Origin of the sequence: Chryseobacterium sp. FH2, assembly GCF_001045455.1 — a bacterium.
In the GTDB taxonomy this organism is placed as follows: Bacteria; Bacteroidota; Bacteroidia; order Flavobacteriales; family Weeksellaceae; genus Chryseobacterium.
Map to the genome: position 1 here is coordinate 93,106 of NZ_LFNE01000008.1, position 18,305 is coordinate 111,410.

Consider the following 18,305-nt stretch of genomic DNA (forward strand, 5'->3'; position numbering starts at 1 on the left):
TATATAAAGCTTGATTATAAGTAATAATTGGAGTAAAATTTAATAGAAATTCGTAACTAAAAATCTGAAGATGAAAAAAACAGTGATAACAATATTTGTGTTGGCAATTCTTGGAAGTTGTAAAACAAAAACTGCAACAGATTCTACGAAAGAATCAAAACCTTTAAGCGTAAAAAAAGATAAAGATCAGGATGGAATTCCCAATAAAGAAGATCAATGCCCGGAAATTGCAGGTCCTGTGGAAAACAACGGCTGCCCTTGGCCGGATACCGATGGCGATAATGTAATAGATAAAGATGATGCATGTCCCACAGTTGCAGGACCTGCTGAAAATAACGGTTGTCCTTGGCCGGATACAGACGGTGACGGAATTTTAGATAAAGACGATGCATGTCCTACCGTTCCCGGACTCCCGGAATACAATGGCTGTCCGAAGCCGAAAAGACAGACTGCGATGGAAGTTGAAAGTGTTTTGGTTACAGGTTATAAAACAAAAACGGTTAATCAAGCACGTGCAAAACAAATGAGGGCTACAAAAACAGGAAAAAAAGCAATCAAAAAACAAAAAAATTATAATAATAATGAAGAGTATGATGCTCTGGTTGAAAATCCTTTTGAATTAACTAAAAACCAGCCGCTTTCTACTTTTTCTATTGATACCGATAATGCTTCTTATTCAAATGTCAGACGTATGATTATTGATGGGGAAGTTGATAAAAATGCTGTGAGAGTAGAGGAAATGATTAATTATTTTAAATATAATTATCCTCAGCCGAAAAATAATCAGCCTTTTTCTATTAGCACAGAATTAAATTCAGCACCCTGGAATCCGGATCATAAATTGCTTAAAATTGGTTTGAAGGGGAAAAATATTCCGATGAACAATTTACCACCGTCTAATATTGTTTTTCTTCTCGATGTTTCAGGTTCGATGGATGAAGAGAATAAGTTGCCTTTACTTAAATCTTCTCTGAAAATTTTACTAGATCAGCTACGACCTAAAGATAAAGTAGGAATTGTTGTGTATGCCGGAAGTGCAGGTGTTGTTTTACCACCAACTTCTGCTGCTGAAAAAGGAAAAATTATCGAAGCATTAGACAGATTGCAGGCGGGTGGAAGTACTGCCGGTGGCGAAGGAATTGAATTGGCTTACAAGTTGGCAGAAGAAAACTTTATCAAAGGAGGGAATAATCGTGTGGTGCTGGCTACAGATGGTGATTTTAACGTCGGTGTGTCTTCGAAAACAGATCTTGAAACTTTAATTGAAGAAAAAAGAAAAACGGGTGTTTTCCTTACTTGCCTTGGATATGGAATGGGAAATTATAAAGACAACAAAATGGAGACTTTGGCGGATAAAGGCAACGGAAACTACGCTTATATTGACAACCTACAGGAAGCTCAGAAGTTTTTGGGAAGGGAATTTGCAGGAAACATTTACACGATCGCAAAAGATGTAAAAATTCAGATTGAGTTTAATCCTAAATATGTAAAATCTTATCGGTTAATCGGATACGAAAACAGAAAATTAAGGAATGAAGACTTTGTGGACGATAAAATTGATGCAGGTGAATTGGGAAGCGGACACACCGTTACAGCTTTATATGAAATCATCCCTGCAAATGTAAGTTCAGAGTTTTCACCTAAAGATAGGAAGTTGAAATATACAGCTAATTCAGGATCTAAAAAATTTGGAAATGAGCTGGCGACGATTAAATTCAGATATAAAAAGCCAAGAAGTAACAAAAGTTCTGAAATTGTTGAGGTTGTGAAAAGTTCTTCCGTTGACAAAGCTAAAGCAAGCTCAGATTTCAAATTTGCCTCTTCTGTAGCTTGGTTCGGCCTGGTTTTGAGAGATTCAAAATTAATCAAAAAGAAAAATCTTGCCGATATTCAAAATTTGGCAAAACAAAGTAAAGGAACCGATGAAGAGGGCTATAGAACAGAATTTATAAAGTTAGTTCAGGATTATAAAAACAGTAAGTAGTCTTTAAAAACAGGCATTCTAAAGAATGGCTGTTTTATTTTGTAATTAATTTTCAAAAATTATTGAAAGTTCAAAATATTTAATTATATTTGTATTAAGAAATCAAAAGACATACAAAATGAATCTTTCAGAAGCTAAAGAAAAGTACATTCAGACCTGGGGAACTTTTGCTACCAATTGGGGAATCAATCGTACAATGGCACAGGTTCATGCGTTGCTTTTAGCAAGTGATAAACCACTTTCTACCGATGAAGTGATGGAGCAGCTTGAAATTTCAAGGGGAAATGCCAATATGAATTTGCGGGCTTTAATGGATTGGGGAATTGTGAGGAAAGAATTTGTGAAAGGGGACAGAAAAGAGTATTTTGTTGCGGAGAAAGATGTCTGGTATCTGTTCAAACAAATTACAAAAGAACGTAGAAAAAGAGAGATAGAACCTGTAATTTCATTCTTGGAAGAACTTAAAAATATTGAAGATAGGGATTCTCCTGAAGCAAAAGAATTTATCAAGCTGATGGATGATTTCAGCTCGGTAACAGGAAAAATCAACAATATAATGGATTTGGCGATTAAAAGTGATGATCACTGGCTGGTCGGGAAAATCACCAACTTATTAAAATAAAAAAGGATTTCAAATCCTTTTTTATTTCAGCTTAACTTTCAAAAATTATTGAAAATATTATAATTATGAGAAATTTAATCATTCATTTATTTCTGGTTTTTTATTTCGGAGGAAAAAAGAAAAGAATAACTTTTTAAAATAATGACACAATGAAAACTCTTAAAAACCACACACTGATCTATGACAATGAATGCCCGATGTGCAATATTTACTCAAAAGGTTTTATAAAATCCGGAATGCTTGATGAAAGCGGAAGAGAAGCTTTTACAGAACTGACTTTCAGGAATAAAACCCTTATCGATTTTAACCGTGCGAAAAATGAAATTGCTCTGGTTGATCATAAGGAGAATAAAGTGATTTACGGATTAGACAGTTTACTTTTAATCATCGGAAATTCATTTCCTTTATTGGAAAAAACCGCAAGAATTAAGCCTTTATATTGGTTTTTCAAAAAGCTGTATTCTTTTGTTTCTTACAACAGAAAACAGATTATCCCCTCAGCTAAAGACTATATCAACGCAGAACAGTCTTGTACACCAGATTTTAATGTAAAATACAGAATTGCTTACATGAGTTTTGTTGTCATTTTTTCGGCTTATATTGTAAGTGTATTTGCAACAAAATTAGGCTTGAATCTGAGTCAGAATTTTCTTAGAGAATTTACAGTCTGTTTAGGGCAGATTACTTGGCAGGCGATATTTTTAAAATCATATTTACAAGACAAAACTTGGGATTATCTGGGAAATATGATGACTGTTTCCCTGATTGGAACATTACTTTTAATTCCTCTTTTATTCACAAATTTCAGCGCTGTTTTTAATATTATTTATTTTGGAGCGGTTGTTTTTATTATGTTTCTAGAACATCTGAGAAGATGCAAAATTTTAAAATTAAATCTTATCCCGACAGTCAGCTGGTTGATTTATAGAGTGTTAGTTTTAATGGTATTAACGTATTTATATGTCTGAAATTTATCTAAAAACAATTATAAAAGCCGATATTCAAACAGTTTTTGATTTGGCAAGAGACATTGATTTACATCAAAAATCGACTTTCAAAACGGGTGAAAAAGCAATTGCAGGGCGAATGAAAGGGTTGATAGAATTAAATGAAACGGTGACTTGGAGAGCAAAACATTTAGGCTTCTATCAAACCTATACTTCAAAAATTGTAAACATGGAAAAACCATATCAATTCACAGATATAATGTTGAAAGGAACTTTTAAATCCCTACAACATCAGCATATTTTTAAGCAAGATGGTGAAAACACGATTATGACAGATATTTTCGACTTTGAATCTCCATTTGGAGTGATCGGAAAACTTTTCAATACATTTTTTCTTAAAAATTATCTCAAAAGTTTTTTGTCAGAAAGGAATGAATTAATTAAGAAAACAGCCGAAAAACAATAGGTATCTATCATTTATACAGGGCTTATCTAAGCAATTTTAAACGCAAAAGAAACATTACATCTCAAAACAAAATGAACTTCTTAAAAGCAGAATGGCGAAAGCTGGCTATCATCAACTACGAAATCAATCCCGGAATTTTAATTAAATACCTTCCGGAAGGTACGGAACTCGATTTTTATAATGGGAAATGCTATATAAGCCTGGTAGGATTTATGTTTTTAAATACCAGATTATTAGGGCTTCCAATTCCTTTTCATAGAAATTTTGAGGAAGTTAATCTAAGATTTTATGTACGGAAAAAAGAAGGGAATGAATGGAAAAGAGGAGTGGTTTTTATCAAAGAAATTGTTCCAAAGCCGGCCTTAAGCTTTGTTGCTAATTCTGTTTACAAAGAAAATTACAAAACAATGCCAATGAAAAACCTGATGCATAAAAAAGATAATGAGCTTCTTATCAAATATTCCTGGAAGGATAAAACTTGGCATTCTATCGAAATTACAGCTGAAAATACGCCGTTACAAATGGAAGATAATTCCGAATTCGAATTTATTACTGAACATTATTTCGGTTTTACAAAAAATGAAAACAAAACTTCAGAATACGAAGTTTACCATCCGAAATGGGAATATTATTTAGTTAAAAACCATCGATTAAAAATTAATTTCAAAAAAATCTACGGAAATGATTTTGAATATTTAAAACATCAAAAACCAATTTCTGTAATGCTCGCAGAGGGTTCAGAAATTATGGTAAAAACAAAAAAATATTTGTCAAAAGTTATAAACTCAAAAAAATGAAAATAATCATTGCAGCAGGAACCGGGTTTCTTGGAAAAAACCTTGAAAAATATTTTGCCGAAAAAGGGAACCAGATATATATCTTAACGAGGAATCCAAAACGCAAAAACGAAATTTACTGGGATGCAAAAACGTTAGGAGAGTGGAGAAATACACTTGAAAATGCTGATGTTCTAATTAATCTTACAGGGAAATCTGTTGATTGCAGATACACAGAGGAAAATAAACAGGCAATTTTTTCTTCCAGGATCAACAGTACCAAAATTCTTCAAAAGGCTATTGACAGTTGCATCAATACACCAAAAGTTTGGCTGAATGCAAGTTCTGCAACCATCTATGTGCATTCTGAAAAGCATATAAACACAGAAGAAAACGGAATTATCGGCGATGATTTTTCAATGAATATCTGTAAAAGTTGGGAAAAAGAATTTTTTACAGTGAAAAATGAAAATGTAAGGAAAGTTGCATTGAGAACTTCCATTGTTTTAGGAAAAAACGGAGGGGCTTTTCCGAAATTAAAAATGATTACGAAATTGGGGCTAGGCGGAAAACAAGGGCGGGGAAATCAAAATATAAGCTGGATTCATATTGATGACTTTTGCAAAGCTGTCGAATATATTATTGACAATCAAAATATTGGGGGAGAAATCAATGTTACATCTCCAAATCCTTTATCCAACGAAGAATTCATGAAGAAATTAAGAAAACAAATGAAAATTCCGTTTGGTTTAAACGCTCCGGTCTGGCAGTTGGAAATTGCATCGATATTTTTGAAAACCGAAACGGAATTATTATTAAAAAGCAGAAATGTTTATCCTAAAAAATTAATTAAAAACAATTTTGAATTTTCTTATATGCATATCGAATCTGCATTTCAGGATTTATTGTAGTATGTTTGTTTTCTATTTTGACCCGATTCTCTGTGCTTCTGAAACTGCATAATAATGATTAAATTTTAGTGAATTAACTCAGTTTCAATTACCTGTTATATTTAAGGTATATACTATTTTTGTGTTAAATTTTAAGCACACGATAAAAAATATACCGAAGGTAGATAATTCACAGCGATCCTGATAAAGCATTAAAAATTGCTGAAAAAGCATATCAGCTTTCAAAGGGGCCAAAAAATAAGAGAATGTGGAAGATTAAAACTATTTTATCTGTTTTAAATTAGAGTGTATTAAATTTTAACAGTTATTAAGATTTTATTATTTTTGCATAATTTTAATAACCATGATGAAAATACTATGTATTGGAGCATTATCGGTAGCTTCAATTCACTATGCACAAACCTATCCTGTTTCTGCGATCTCGGAAAATCTAAAGAAAAATGCTAATGTTGTAGTCAGAAAAGATTTTACAACAATTCAAATCAATAAAATTAATGAAATAAAGTATCAGGTTAATACTGTTACAACTGTTTTAAATAAAGACGGCGACGGAAAAGCGACGGCCTATATTCCTTATGAAAAAGGGAATAGTATTTCAGATGTAAAAGTTACTGTTTATGATGAGTCGGGAAAGAAAATGAAAAGTTTTTCCAAATCTGATTTTGGAGATTTTGCGAATAATAATCAAGGGGTATTTTATTCTGACAGCAGAGTTTTAGCATTATCATATACTCCCTCTCAATATCCTTATACTATTGATTTTTCTTATCAGATTACGGATGAGAATACTGTTTTCATTCCTGATTTTGTTCCTTTTTCGGCAACCAATACATCTTTGGAAGAGGGACAGTTCAGAATTATTAATAAATCGGGGATTGAACTTAAAACGAAAACGTATCCTTCAAAATATAACTATACATCTGTTATAGAAAGTGATAATGCAGGGGAAAAAATATATTCTTACAAAAATGTTCCCGCAATTGATGATGCATTAATGTTGCCAAAACCCGTGAAGATTTTACCTAAAGTCAGTTTCGCACTGACAAAATTTAATCTTGAAGGAAAACAGGGGACTTTGAGTAACTGGACTGACTTTGGAACCTGGTATTATAATAATCTCGTTCAGCCTGTGGCAGTTTCGACACCTGCCATAAAAGCGGAAGTGGCAGCTTTGAATTTACAGGGCTCAACAGAAGAAAAGGTAAAAAAATTGTATCAGTATATGCAGGCGAAAACCAGATATATTTTTGTTGGCTTAGGAATTGGTGGCTGGCTTCCTATGATGCCCGATGAGGTACATAAAAAAGGATATGGTGACTGTAAAGGCCTTACCAATTATATGAAAACCCTGTTGGACGAAGCAGGAATCCCCTCTAATTACTGTGTCATTAATTCTAATTCTTCAGAGGTTTCGTTTGATTCTGATTTTCCAAAAATGGGCGGAAATCATGCTATTTTGATGGTTCCCACTGAAAAAGGAAATATTTGGCTGGAAAATACATCTCAGCAAATTGCTTTCAACCATTTAAGCTATAATACGACGGACAGAAATGTGCTGTCCGTTACCAAAAAAGGAATCGAGCTTATCAATACACCTTCTTTAAGTGCCGAACAGAGCAAGGAAAAGCAAAAACTGAAAATTAATCTTAATGAAGATAACAGTATTAACGGTGAAGGCCAGTTTGTTTTTACGGGAAGCCAATATGATTTTAATTTGCCTTATGCCTATTTATCTCCAAAAGAAAAAAATGATGCGTTGAAAAGCAGGATTGATGTCTTGAATTTTGAAAAAGTTGAGATGAAAGATTTTGTTAATGATAAAGATAATGCTGTCGCAAAATATACTATTGATTTTAAAGCAATTAACTATTCCAAAAATATGGGAAACAGCATGATGTTTAGAGCAGTGCCTATTTTTACGAATAGCTATTATAAAACAGAAGAAAACAGACAGCTTCCTTTTGAAATTGGTCAGTCTTTTAATGATGAATATGAAATCAGTTATACAATTCCTAAAAATTATAAGATTGATGAAATTCCCAATAACGTTATAATTAATTCCGAATTCGGAACTTATACATTAAGTTTTGTGAAAAATGGTGAAGAAATAAAAGTAAACAGAAGCATCAAAGTAACCAAGGGGATTTTTCCTAAAGAAAAGTATAACGATTATATCAATTTCAGAAAAAAGACTATAAATACTGATAACTCAAAAATCTTAATAACTAAAATCTAAGCATGAAAAAAATAATATTAATCGCTTTATCTTCGATGAGCATTGTCTTTATTGAAGCTCAAAAACATGAATTTCTGGATCCTCCTAAGTTTAACGAAGCTGATCTGTCTAAAACAAAATCTGCATTAGATGAAAATGCTCCTGCAGAAATTTTATATAAGTCTGTACATTTTAATATTGATACCAATACAGGAAATCTTCGTAAAACAGCTTTCTACAGAGTAAAAATTTACGATAAAGATAAAGCTGAAGATTGGCTGAGCCTTGAAATTCCTTTGTATCAGAATGGAAGCAATAGAGAAAACCTGGATAAAATAAAAGCATTTACTTATAATCTTGAAAATGGAAGTTTAGTTTCCACTAAAGTTGATAAAAGCTCAAAATATAAAAGTAAGGAAAGTAAGAATGTGAGCGTGACAAAATTTGCTTTTCCAAATGTGAAAAATGGTTCTGTGATTGAGTATCAATATGAAGTCAGCTCCCCATTTTTATATGCAATTCCTCAAATATTGATTGAGTCAGATACTCCTTCTTTATATACTGAGTATGTGCTGGATGCTCCAAGTTATATTTCATATAATGTAAATTATACGGGTTCTCTGAATCCTAAATACAGGATAGTGGAAGAAAAAACATTATATGGAATGCAACATAAAACATACAGGTTTGGTTATGAAAATTTAAAAGGTTTTAAAACTGAAAAACATATAAAAAATGATATGAATTTCAGAACAAAAATCAGTGCCGAATTGCATTCTACCAATTTTAGGGAATTAAAATTACATTCTTCTTCTTGGGAGCAGATTAAAGAGAAGCTTTACAATGATGATGACTTCGGAGGAGAATTAAAGAAAACAAAATTAGCTAAAGAAAATATGCCGGCGAATGTTTCCGGTCTGAAAACTGATCTTGAAAAAGCAAATGCTATTTTCAATTATGTGAAAAACACCTATACGTGGAATAATGATAGAGGAATTTACACGGAAGACGGCATTAAAAAACTGATTGAAACTAAAACAGGAAATGCAGCAGAAATCAATCTTTTCTTAGTAATGTTGCTCAGAGAAGCTGGCTTAAAGGCTGATCCTATTATCATTTCTACAGTTAATAATGGGCTTATCAATTTGATATCTCCAAGTGTGGCAAGTACAAATTTTGTCATTGCTGCTATTGATACAAAAGAAGGTTTCCATGTATATGATGCAACCTCAAAACAGTCTTCGGTGGATAATTTACCTCCAAGAGACTGGAACGAATATGGAATTTTATTAGCAAAAGACAAAGCCAAACAAATGCAGCTTGTAAATTCCACGCCAAGTTTTACACATCTTACGGCAAATGCAAAAATTAATGAAGACGGAAGTATTTCGGGAAGTTATTCAGATAAAGATACTGGGACTTTTGCAATGTTTGCTAAAGAAAGTTTTGATGAAAATCCTGAAAAATACAAGAAGCAGTACAAAGACAACTTCTCAATTGATTTTAATAATGTAGATTCAAAAGTTCTTGAATCCGGTGATTTTGAAAGTACAATGAGCTTTTCTTCTGACAACCTGATTGATAAAGTAGGTAAGAAGATGATTATCAATCCAATGCTGTTTTTGAACAAAAACTCTAACGAGTTTGATCAGACAGAAGAAAGGAAATATAAGATCGACTTTTATGCTCCTTTTACAAAAGTGAAGAAGGTTATTTTGGAAATTCCGGAAGGATATACTGTCGAAGAATTACCAAAAAGTAAGAAAATTGTCACTGATGATAAGGAAATCGAATACAGCTATATTGCTGAGCAAAAAGGAAATAAGCTGGAAATAACATCCACTACCAAGATTGCAAGTCCGGATTATCCCAAAGAATATTATCCTGCATTCAAACAAATTTGGGGGGTAGCCTCAAAGCAGGAAAACCAGGTTATTAGTCTTGTTAAAAAATAAAAGATTAAAAATGTAAGAAATATTTTAAAACCATTCAAAAAATGAATGGTTTTTGCTTTTGTATAAGAAATCGAAATTATGAAAAACACCGTTGCCGTCATTGCGCTTTCTTCTCTCTTTATTTTTGCTGCCTGTAAAAAGACCGAAAACAAAGACATAACTACAAATACAGAAATAAAAGAAACAGAAAAATTGACTGTTGATTCTGTAAAAGTTAGTGATTCGGTCAAAATCAATGATTCTTTGTCTGTTAAATATTCTTCTAAATTTCTTGTCTTTCCTGCTATTAAAGACAAAAAATTATTAGACAGTATTTACTTTGGCAATAAAGGAATTAAAGATTATTCGAAAGAAGGAATACAAAACTTTTTACAGAGAGAAAGAAAGGATTATTTTGCTTCTGTAAAAAAAGACAGCAAAGATTGGATTTCAGATTTAGGATTTGCGCAAACCTGGGATACGGATTTTTCTATGACGCTAAAATCCAATATCAATAATTATATGCACATTCAATACCTGTCAAGCTCTTATGAAGGTGGGGCACATGGCAACTATGGCTTTTCAGAAAGAGTTTTTGATGTAAAAAATAATAGAAAAGTTGAGCTTAAAGATATTACTACGATGCCAAAGAAGAAATTGGAATTGCTGCTGATGAAAAATATCAATAAATTACCCAGCGGTACTACTGATTCTAATGGTGAAGTGAAAAACTCGGATATGCTTTTGGTTGAGGTAATTCCGGTAACAGAAAATTTTTATTTTGATGACAAAAATTTATACTTCCATTATAGCCCATATGAAATTGCGGCTTATGCAGCTGGCGATATTGAGATTCCTGTTTCTTTTGAAGAGCTAAAAGGGGCTATTAATCAACAATTTAAAGCGAGAATGAAAATTAAATAGTATTAATGCTTCCAAATCAGGAAGCATTTTTTATTTTTGTGGAAATGGAAAAAGTAGCTTTTATTATCAATCCTTTTTCGGCAAAGAAGAATTACCAGCCGTTTCTGAATGAACTTATAAAGAAGGTTGAAAATCCTCTGTATTATATTTCAGAATCAATTCCGGGAACAGATGAGTTCATTAAGGTAAATTATGATAAAGTTGATATTTTTGTCGCAATCGGTGGTGACGGAACTATTTCTACGGTTGCCCGAAACCTGATTAATACGGATAAGATTTTGGCAATTTTTCCCGCAGGCTCTGGAAATGGATTTTCGAATGAAACAAAATTCAACAAAAATCTCGATGAGCTTTTAGAAAAAATAAAAGCAGGGAAATCCAGGAAAATAGATACATTTACCGTTAATGATTTGCTTTCTATCAATGTTTCCGGTACAGGTTTTGACGGGAAAGTGGTAAAAGAATTTGAAAAGACTGATCGCGGATTCAAAAACTATATCAAAGTTTCATTCAAAACATTTTTCAATTATAAACCAATTAAGGTTAAATTTTTTGATGAACACTATAAACAGTATAACGGAAAATATTTAATGTTAAATATTGCAAACACGCGCCAGTTTGGGAATAATGCCTATATTGCTCCAAATGCGAGTAAAAGTGATGGCTTGGTGGATATGGTTTTGGTGAAAAAATTTCCGTTAACTTATTCTGCGCTTTTTGCCTTTAGGATGTTTACAAAAAAGCTTAAAGATGATGATTATGTCACTTATCTTCCCGTTTCGGAAATTGAATTTAAGGTAAATACCAAAAATTGGCATTTAGATGGTGAATTCAATAAAATAAAATCACCAATTCGCGTAAAGGTGTTGCCTTCCAGCTTACATATTTTAATCTAATAATTTAATTTTTGGAGCTTTTTCGCTTTTGTTACAATTTTAGTTTAAATATAACACACATTTGATACATACAGACCGAAGTGTCAGATCAATTATTGGCTTGCCATTGTAAAATATGATCAATTCTTAATGGGTAAATGAGGTAATTCTTCAAATATTAAACTTCTAATTCTTTTTCCACTTCATTGGGATGATCAAGACAATATTGAAGCTGGCTTTTGTCTAACTGTTTTTCCCAATTGGCAACTACTACGGTTGCAACAGAGTTTCCGATAACATTGGTCAAAGCTCTACATTCACTCATGAATTTATCAATTCCTAAAATCAAAGTCATCCCTGCTATCGGAATTTCAGGAACTACGGCTAAAGTTGCCGCTAAAGTTACAAATCCTGCACCCGTAACGCCGGCAGCACCTTTTGAGCTCAGCATAGCTACCAAAAGCAGCATCAATTGTTTTTCAATCGGAAGATGGATATTTAAAGCCTGCGCAATAAAGAGTGAAGCGAGAGTCATATAAATATTAGTTCCGTCAAGATTAAAGGAATATCCCGTCGGGACAACCAATCCTACAATCGCTCTTGAGCAGCCTGCTTTTTCCAGTTTTTCCATAATTCCTGGAAGTGCAGATTCTGAAGAACTTGTTCCCAGTACCAGGAGAAGTTCTTCTTTGAGGTAAAACATCAATTTGAAAATATTAAAACCATTGTACCAGGCAACAGCTCCCAAAACTAAAACAACAAACAGAATAGAAGTAATATAAAAAGTACCCACTAAAAATATAAGGTTCAGAACAGAATGAATTCCATACTTTCCGATAGTAAAAGCCATTGCTCCGAATGCTCCAATCGGAGCCAGTTTCATCAGAATATGTACAATCTTGAAAATCGGAGTAGCTAAATCTTGAAGAAAATCCGTTACTTTCTTACTTTTTTCTTTTGTTAAAACCAATGCAATTCCCATTAAGATAGCTACCAGAAGCACCTGTAAAATATTTTCGCCAACTAAAGGGCTGAATAGCGTTTCAGGAATAATATTCATGATGAAACCGGTAAGAGTTGTCTCGTGGGCTTTCTGCTGATATTGTGAAACATCGCCTGAAAGAGTAGAAGGATCGATATTTAAGCCGTGCCCTGGTTGTAAAATGTTTCCGACAATCAAACCTATTATCAAAGCTAATGTTGAAAAAGTAAAGAAATAAATCATCGCTTTTATGGCAATTCTTCCAACTTTTTTCAGGTCGGTCATATGGGCAATCCCTAATGTAAGGGTGATGAAAATTACCGGTGCAATAATCATTTTTACCAGTTTTATGAATCCATCTCCCAAAGGTTTCATTTTTTCACCCAGTTCGGGGTAGAAATTTCCTAAAAGAATTCCTCCTACAATGGCAATAATTACCTGAAAATAAATCTGTTGATAGAATTTTGTTGTCTTCAAAACAGTAGCTTTTGATTTTTAAAAGGCGAAAATTAGGAAAATTTATCTTTAAATATGACAAAAGTCATAAAAAATTCTGGATGGCTCCTAAAGTATACCGTAGATGATGACTTCTGTACTTGAAATAATAATATAATTTCATAATAGTAAAAACATATAAAAATTACTGCTATTCTTAACAAAAAAATTCCCTCACAAAATTAGAAAGTGTGACACTTATTATTAAAAAATACTCTGATTAAGTTCAGAGTATTTTTACTTAGAAGATAGGGGGTAATGATTGGCGAGGATATAGCGTATTTTTTTAAATAAATAGATAAAGCCGGAATTACAGAAATCACCGGGCTCATAATTCAAATTTATTCTACCCCAACAGAATCATCTCCACGGCCGTCTGCCACAGCATGAATTGTTCCATTATCATCAATGGTAATCATTTCTGTCTTTCCGATACGATCCCATCTTTCTGTTTTATACCCTAGTTTTTCCAAATCTTTAATCGTGCTTTCAGGAAAGTTTTTTTCAAAAGCTACTGTTTCAGGAAGCCATTGATGATGGAATTTCGGTGCATTTACCGATATATTTGCATTTTGTTTAAAATCAACAGTATTTACAATCGATTGGTATACAGAAGTTGGTATTGTAGTTCCTCCCGGAGTTCCTACAACCATGTAAGGCTTTCCGTTTTTCAATAAAATTGTTGGAGTCATTGACGAAAGCATTCTTTTATTGGGCTGAATAGCATTAGCTTCTCCGCCTACTGCTCCAAACATGTTCGGAACACCCGGTTTTATGGAGAAATCATCCATTTCGTTATTTAAAAAAAATCCGGCTCCTGAAACAACAACTTTACTTCCGTATAACCCATTCAAAGTGGTTGTCACAGAAGCAGCATTGCCTTCTTTATCTAAAACCGAAATATGAGTGGTTTCCGTTGATTCTTTTGGCTGTTTAATGATTTTTCCGACTTCGGCACTTGAAGTAGCTTTATTAAAACCGAAGCTTTTCCATCTGTTTTTCAAGTAGTCATCAGAAATCAGATATGCTGTTTTATCTTGAATGAAATCCGGATCTCCCATGTATTCTGCTCGATCGGCAAATGCTCGTCTTTCAGCTTCCACCATAATCTGAACCGCCTGAGTAGAATTTTGTTGATATTTTTCGAGATTTTCATAACTCGCCATTTTTAGCATTTGAGCAAGAAGAACACCTCCGCTTGAAGGAAGAGGCATTGAAATAACATTATTGCCTTTATAATCAAATTCCAAAGCTTTCCTTTCCGCAACTTTATAATTTTTAAGATCTTCTAACGTTATGATTCCGTTTCCTTTTTTCATCTCAGCGACTAAAAGTTGGGCTGTTTTTCCTTCATAAAAACCTTTTGCTCCAAGTTTTTGAATCAATCTTAATGTTTCCGCCAATTCTTTCTGAACCAAAATATCTCCCGCTTTCCAAGGGTTGCTTTTCACAAAAACAATAGAAGATTTATTATGTTTCTGAAAATATTCTCTTTGAGAGTTTAGCATGTCCGCTTCCAACTCGGTAATCGCAAATCCTTTTTCAGCCAGATCAATAGCAGGCTGAATGATTTTCTCCATTGGAAGTTTACAATATTTCAATGTTGCAAAAAAACCTGCTACACTTCCAGGAATCCCTACAGCCAATCTTCCGTTTTGTGATAAATCTGTGTTTGCTTTCCCGTTTTTGTCGAGATACATATCTCTTGAAGCTTTTTTTGGAGCTGTTTCACGATAATCCAATGTAAATTTTTCACCGTTGTTTTTCACTCCCACTAAAAAACCGCCTCCTCCGATGTTTCCGGCTTGAGGGTAAACAACCGCCAATGCATACTGAGCTGCGGTAATTGCATCATAAGCATTTCCGCCCATTTTCAAAATTTGTGCTCCGGCTTCACTTGCCAGGGGATGTGCCGAAACTACGACTCCTTTATTTTTTACCTTTACCTCCTTTACGATGTTAATGTCTGTGTACTGTGCTGATATTGATTGAGTTGCAAGTACTAATATGATGATAAACTTCCTCATGATAAAAATTATAACCGAATTTACAAATTTTGTTTTTGAGAAGGGGGGTAAAATTTTTATTTTTGCTTAAATCAACTAATAATAAGATAAATGGAATCCTATACGGAAAAAATATTGATTACAGGTGCCTTAGGACAAATTGGAACCGAACTTACAAACAGACTTGTTGAAATTCACGGAGCTGATAATGTAGTTGCTTCAGGGCTGGACAGATGGCAAAAAGGAATTACTGCTGCAGGGCATTATGAGAGAATGGATGTTACTAATACCCAGCTGGTAAAGCAGGTGATTAAAGATTATGAAATCACTACAGTTTACCATTTGGCTTCGTTATTGTCCGGAACATCAGAAAAGCAGCCTATTTTTGCTTGGAAACTAAATCTTGAACCTCTTCTTCAGTTTTGCGAAATGGCAAAGGAAGGTCTTCTCAAAAAGATTTTCTGGCCAAGTTCTATTGCGGTTTTCGGGAAAGGAATTCCAAAAGAAAATGTCGGGCAGGATGTTGTTTTAAATCCTACAACAGTCTACGGAATTTCAAAAATGGCAGGTGAAAAATGGTGCGAATATTATTTTGATAAATATGGGGTAGATGTAAGGAGCATCAGATACCCCGGATTGATTTCATGGAAAACTCCGGCAGGTGGTGGAACAACTGATTATGCAGTTGAAATTTTCTACGAAGCAATTGAAGAGAAAAAGTATACAAGTTTCATTTCAGAAAATACGGGAATGCCTATGTTATATATGGACGATGCGATAAATGCAACATTGAAATTAATGGAAGCTCCGGCAGAACATCTTACCGTTCGATCATCTTATAATTTAGGTGGAATGTCTTTTACTCCAAAAGAATTGGCAGAAGAAATCAGGAAAGAAATCCCTGAATTTACGATTGATTATAAACCAGATTTCAGACAGGCAATTGCAGATTCCTGGCCGGCTTCAATTGATGATTCTGTAGCGAAAAAAGATTGGGGGCTTACGTACGATTTCGGGATTTCAGAGATGTCAAAAGATATGATTAAGAATCTGAAAGTAAAATTAGGTAAGAATTAATTTACTTAAATTTTACTTTAAATATAGTTATTTTTAACATCTGATTTTTAATTGATTACAAATTTTATCTAAATTTTAATTTAAATGATATTATTGACTTTCAACATTGTTAATATTGAAGCTGAAATAAAAAATGATGCTCAGATTTCCGATGATGAAAAATTAAAAATCACAGAGAATAATATAAAAGCGATTCTTAGAATTTTAGATCTTCATGATGTAAAATCCAGTTTTTTTATTGAAATTTCTGTTGTTGAAAAACTTCAAAATCTTATAAAAGCAATTTCAACCAAAGGTCATGAAATTGCTTTTTATAATAAAAATTCAAATCTTCAGCAAATTGAAAATGCGAAGAAATTTACTCAGGATTTTCTGGAAAAACAGATCCGTGGGATTCGTCAGAAAGATTTTAAACAGCCTCAGGAAAGTTTAAAATTATTGGAGTTTAATTATATTTCAAATATTGATAACGCAAATATTCTTTTTCCTTTCAAACGTCTGAAAAGGGATACGGAAATCAGTGAAGAAGACGGATTGAGCATTGTTCCTGAAAGTATTTCCCCTTACAGTCAATTGCCGTACAATGATTTTGTGTTTCAGATTCTGCCGATGAAATATTATCAGAATATGGTTTTTGAAACATTAAAGAATGATGATTTTGTTTTGATCTATCTTAATTCCTGGCAGTTTACTGATTTTAAGAGATATCAGTTTGATATTCCTTTTTACAGGAAATTAAATTCAGGCAAAAAAATGGAGGACAAATTAGATGCCCTCCTGACTTTTATCAACGAGAAAGAATTGGCGACTTCCCGTATGAAAGATTATATTTTTTAGTTTTTTTGGAGAAAGCTTATGCTAATTCAAAAAGTGTAATTTCCGGTAAAACTCCAACTCTTCCCGGATAGCCCAAAACTCCAAAACCCCTGTTTACATAAAGCATTTTTCCTTCACTTTCGTATAAATCCGCCCATTTTGGATAACGGTATTGAACGGGCGACCATTTTACGTTTTTTAAATCTAAACCAAACTGCATACCGTGCGTATGACCGGAAAGCGTTAAGTGAATGTTTCCCGGGTGCTTTTTTACCACGTAATCAAAGTGTGTAGGGTCATGGCTCATCAGGATCTTTGTTGCGGATTCTGGTACGCCCTTTAAAGCATCATCAATTCTTCCGAACTGTGGAAAAGGCTTTAATCCCCAGTTTTCAACACCAAGGATATATAGTTTTTCACCATTTTTTTCAATAACCCTGTTTTCGTTTCTCAACATATCAAAGCCCGCCTGCTTTTCATAGTTGATTAAGGTTTCAAGATTTTGTTTTTTTGCGTCTGGCGAAGTCCAGGTTATGTAATCACCATAATCATGGTTTCCAAGCACTGCAAACTTTCCGTCTTTTGCTTTAATTTTAGAAAATAAAGGAATAAAAGGCTTGAATTCATCAGCGACATTATTTACCATATCTCCTGTGAATAGAACCAAATCCGGATTTTGCTCGTTGATAAGATTAATTGCGTGTTCCAGCTTACCGGGATCTGTAAAGCTTCCACTGTGCACATCGGAAATTTGTATGATTTTATAACCTTTGAAGCTTTTTGGCAGATTGGCAAAGTTTATTCTTACTCTTCTTACTCTGTGACGGTATTTCCCAAACGTAATTCCATCGATAAATAAAGCGGAAAGCACACCTCCTAAGCCAAGCCCCACCAAGCTTAAAAATTTTCTTCTTTCAGGAAAAAAGTTTTCCGTCGGTCGTGTTAATCCTATTAAATAACCACCGGTTCTGAAGATGTCATCAATTAATAAAAATAATACAATAAAAACTTTAGGTAAGATAAATACTAAAAATAGCGATATCATTATCTGGGCTCGCATTGTACTTCTATCCGATCTTTGAAAATGCATAACCTCGTACGCGAAAATTCCATAAACAGCTAAAGATACTACCCAATATCCGAGTTTTATCCAGAAATTATCTGTTAATGTCCTTATTGCCTGGTAGATATAAACTTCAAGGAATAAGAAGATACTGGCAATAATTAAAAAATTTCTTTGCATAATAATGTTTAAAAAAAGCACAAAGAATAGTT

Annotated in this window: 15 protein-coding genes; 12 read left to right on the forward strand and 3 right to left on the reverse strand. The window is 33.3% G+C overall.

All coding sequences use genetic code 11. The annotated features are described in order from the left end of the window. Positions 1 to 70: 70 nt before the first annotated feature. From ACM39_RS13470 to ACM39_RS13515, 10 genes are all read left to right on the forward strand, one after another. On the forward strand, positions 71 to 1,984 hold the full coding sequence (locus tag ACM39_RS13470; protein WP_048511568.1) for a vWA domain-containing protein: 1,914 nt from the start codon (positions 71 to 73) through the stop codon (positions 1,982 to 1,984). Between the two features lie 118 nt (positions 1,985 to 2,102). Further along, positions 2,103 to 2,606, forward strand: coding sequence for a GbsR/MarR family transcriptional regulator (locus ACM39_RS13475; RefSeq protein ID WP_048511569.1), 504 nt, complete (start codon positions 2,103 to 2,105; stop codon positions 2,604 to 2,606). A 149-nt stretch (positions 2,607 to 2,755) separates the two neighbouring features. Further along, entirely contained in the window at positions 2,756 to 3,574 is an 819-nt protein-coding gene (locus ACM39_RS13480) for a hypothetical protein (RefSeq protein ID WP_048511570.1), read from the forward strand. Then, positions 3,567 to 4,019, forward strand: a complete 453-nt coding sequence (locus ACM39_RS13485) for an SRPBCC family protein (protein WP_048511571.1) — start codon at positions 3,567 to 3,569, stop codon at positions 4,017 to 4,019. Before ACM39_RS13480 ends, ACM39_RS13485 begins: the two co-directional genes overlap by 8 nt. 71 nt (positions 4,020 to 4,090) lie before the next feature. Then, positions 4,091 to 4,816: a YqjF family protein gene (locus ACM39_RS13490; protein ID WP_048511572.1), complete on the forward strand. Its 726-nt coding sequence runs from the start codon at positions 4,091 to 4,093 to the stop codon at positions 4,814 to 4,816. Beyond that, the gene (locus ACM39_RS13495; RefSeq protein WP_048511573.1) at positions 4,813 to 5,706 is read left to right on the forward strand and encodes a TIGR01777 family oxidoreductase; all 894 of its coding nucleotides are present in this window, start codon (positions 4,813 to 4,815) and stop codon (positions 5,704 to 5,706) included. The genes ACM39_RS13490 and ACM39_RS13495 overlap by 4 nt, the downstream gene beginning before the upstream one ends. 343 nt (positions 5,707 to 6,049) lie before the next feature. Beyond that, a complete protein-coding gene (locus ACM39_RS13500; protein ID WP_048511574.1) occupies positions 6,050 to 7,942 on the forward strand; it encodes a DUF3857 domain-containing protein in 1,893 nt (630 codons plus the stop codon). Positions 7,943 to 7,944: 2 nt separating this feature from the next. Next, positions 7,945 to 9,876 (forward strand): transglutaminase-like domain-containing protein, encoded by a 1,932-nt coding sequence (locus ACM39_RS13505; RefSeq protein ID WP_048511575.1) that lies wholly within the window; start codon positions 7,945 to 7,947, stop codon positions 9,874 to 9,876. 78 nt (positions 9,877 to 9,954) lie between these two features. Continuing rightward, entirely contained in the window at positions 9,955 to 10,779 is an 825-nt protein-coding gene (locus ACM39_RS13510) for a DUF3298 and DUF4163 domain-containing protein (RefSeq protein ID WP_048511576.1), read from the forward strand. Positions 10,780 to 10,823: 44 nt separating this feature from the next. Continuing rightward, complete coding sequence (locus ACM39_RS13515) at positions 10,824 to 11,675, forward strand: diacylglycerol/lipid kinase family protein (protein WP_048511648.1); 852 nt, start codon at positions 10,824 to 10,826, stop codon at positions 11,673 to 11,675. Positions 11,676 to 11,832: 157 nt separating this feature from the next. Here ACM39_RS13515 and ACM39_RS13520 read toward each other — a convergent pair whose 3' ends face one another. Together ACM39_RS13520 and ggt are read right to left on the reverse strand one after the other, a co-directional pair. Then, positions 11,833 to 13,113, reverse strand: coding sequence for a dicarboxylate/amino acid:cation symporter (locus ACM39_RS13520; RefSeq protein WP_048511577.1), 1,281 nt, complete (start codon positions 13,111 to 13,113; stop codon positions 11,833 to 11,835). Positions 13,114 to 13,472: 359 nt separating this feature from the next. Then, positions 13,473 to 15,158 (reverse strand): gamma-glutamyltransferase, encoded by a 1,686-nt coding sequence (gene ggt / locus ACM39_RS13525; RefSeq protein WP_048511578.1) that lies wholly within the window; start codon positions 15,156 to 15,158, stop codon positions 13,473 to 13,475. A gap of 90 nt (positions 15,159 to 15,248) precedes the next feature. On the opposite strand from ggt, the gene ACM39_RS13530 reads away from it, so the two are divergent. Both ACM39_RS13530 and ACM39_RS13535 read left to right on the forward strand, forming a co-directional pair. Next, the gene (locus tag ACM39_RS13530; protein ID WP_048511579.1) at positions 15,249 to 16,214 is read left to right on the forward strand and encodes an NAD-dependent epimerase/dehydratase family protein; all 966 of its coding nucleotides are present in this window, start codon (positions 15,249 to 15,251) and stop codon (positions 16,212 to 16,214) included. Between the two features lie 84 nt (positions 16,215 to 16,298). Further along, a complete protein-coding gene (locus ACM39_RS13535; protein WP_048511580.1) occupies positions 16,299 to 17,051 on the forward strand; it encodes a polysaccharide deacetylase in 753 nt (250 codons plus the stop codon). A gap of 16 nt (positions 17,052 to 17,067) precedes the next feature. On the opposite strand, the gene ACM39_RS13540 is transcribed toward ACM39_RS13535, so the two are convergent. Next, positions 17,068 to 18,273 (reverse strand): metallophosphoesterase, encoded by a 1,206-nt coding sequence (locus ACM39_RS13540; protein WP_048511581.1) that lies wholly within the window; start codon positions 18,271 to 18,273, stop codon positions 17,068 to 17,070. Positions 18,274 to 18,305: the final 32 nt, after the last annotated feature.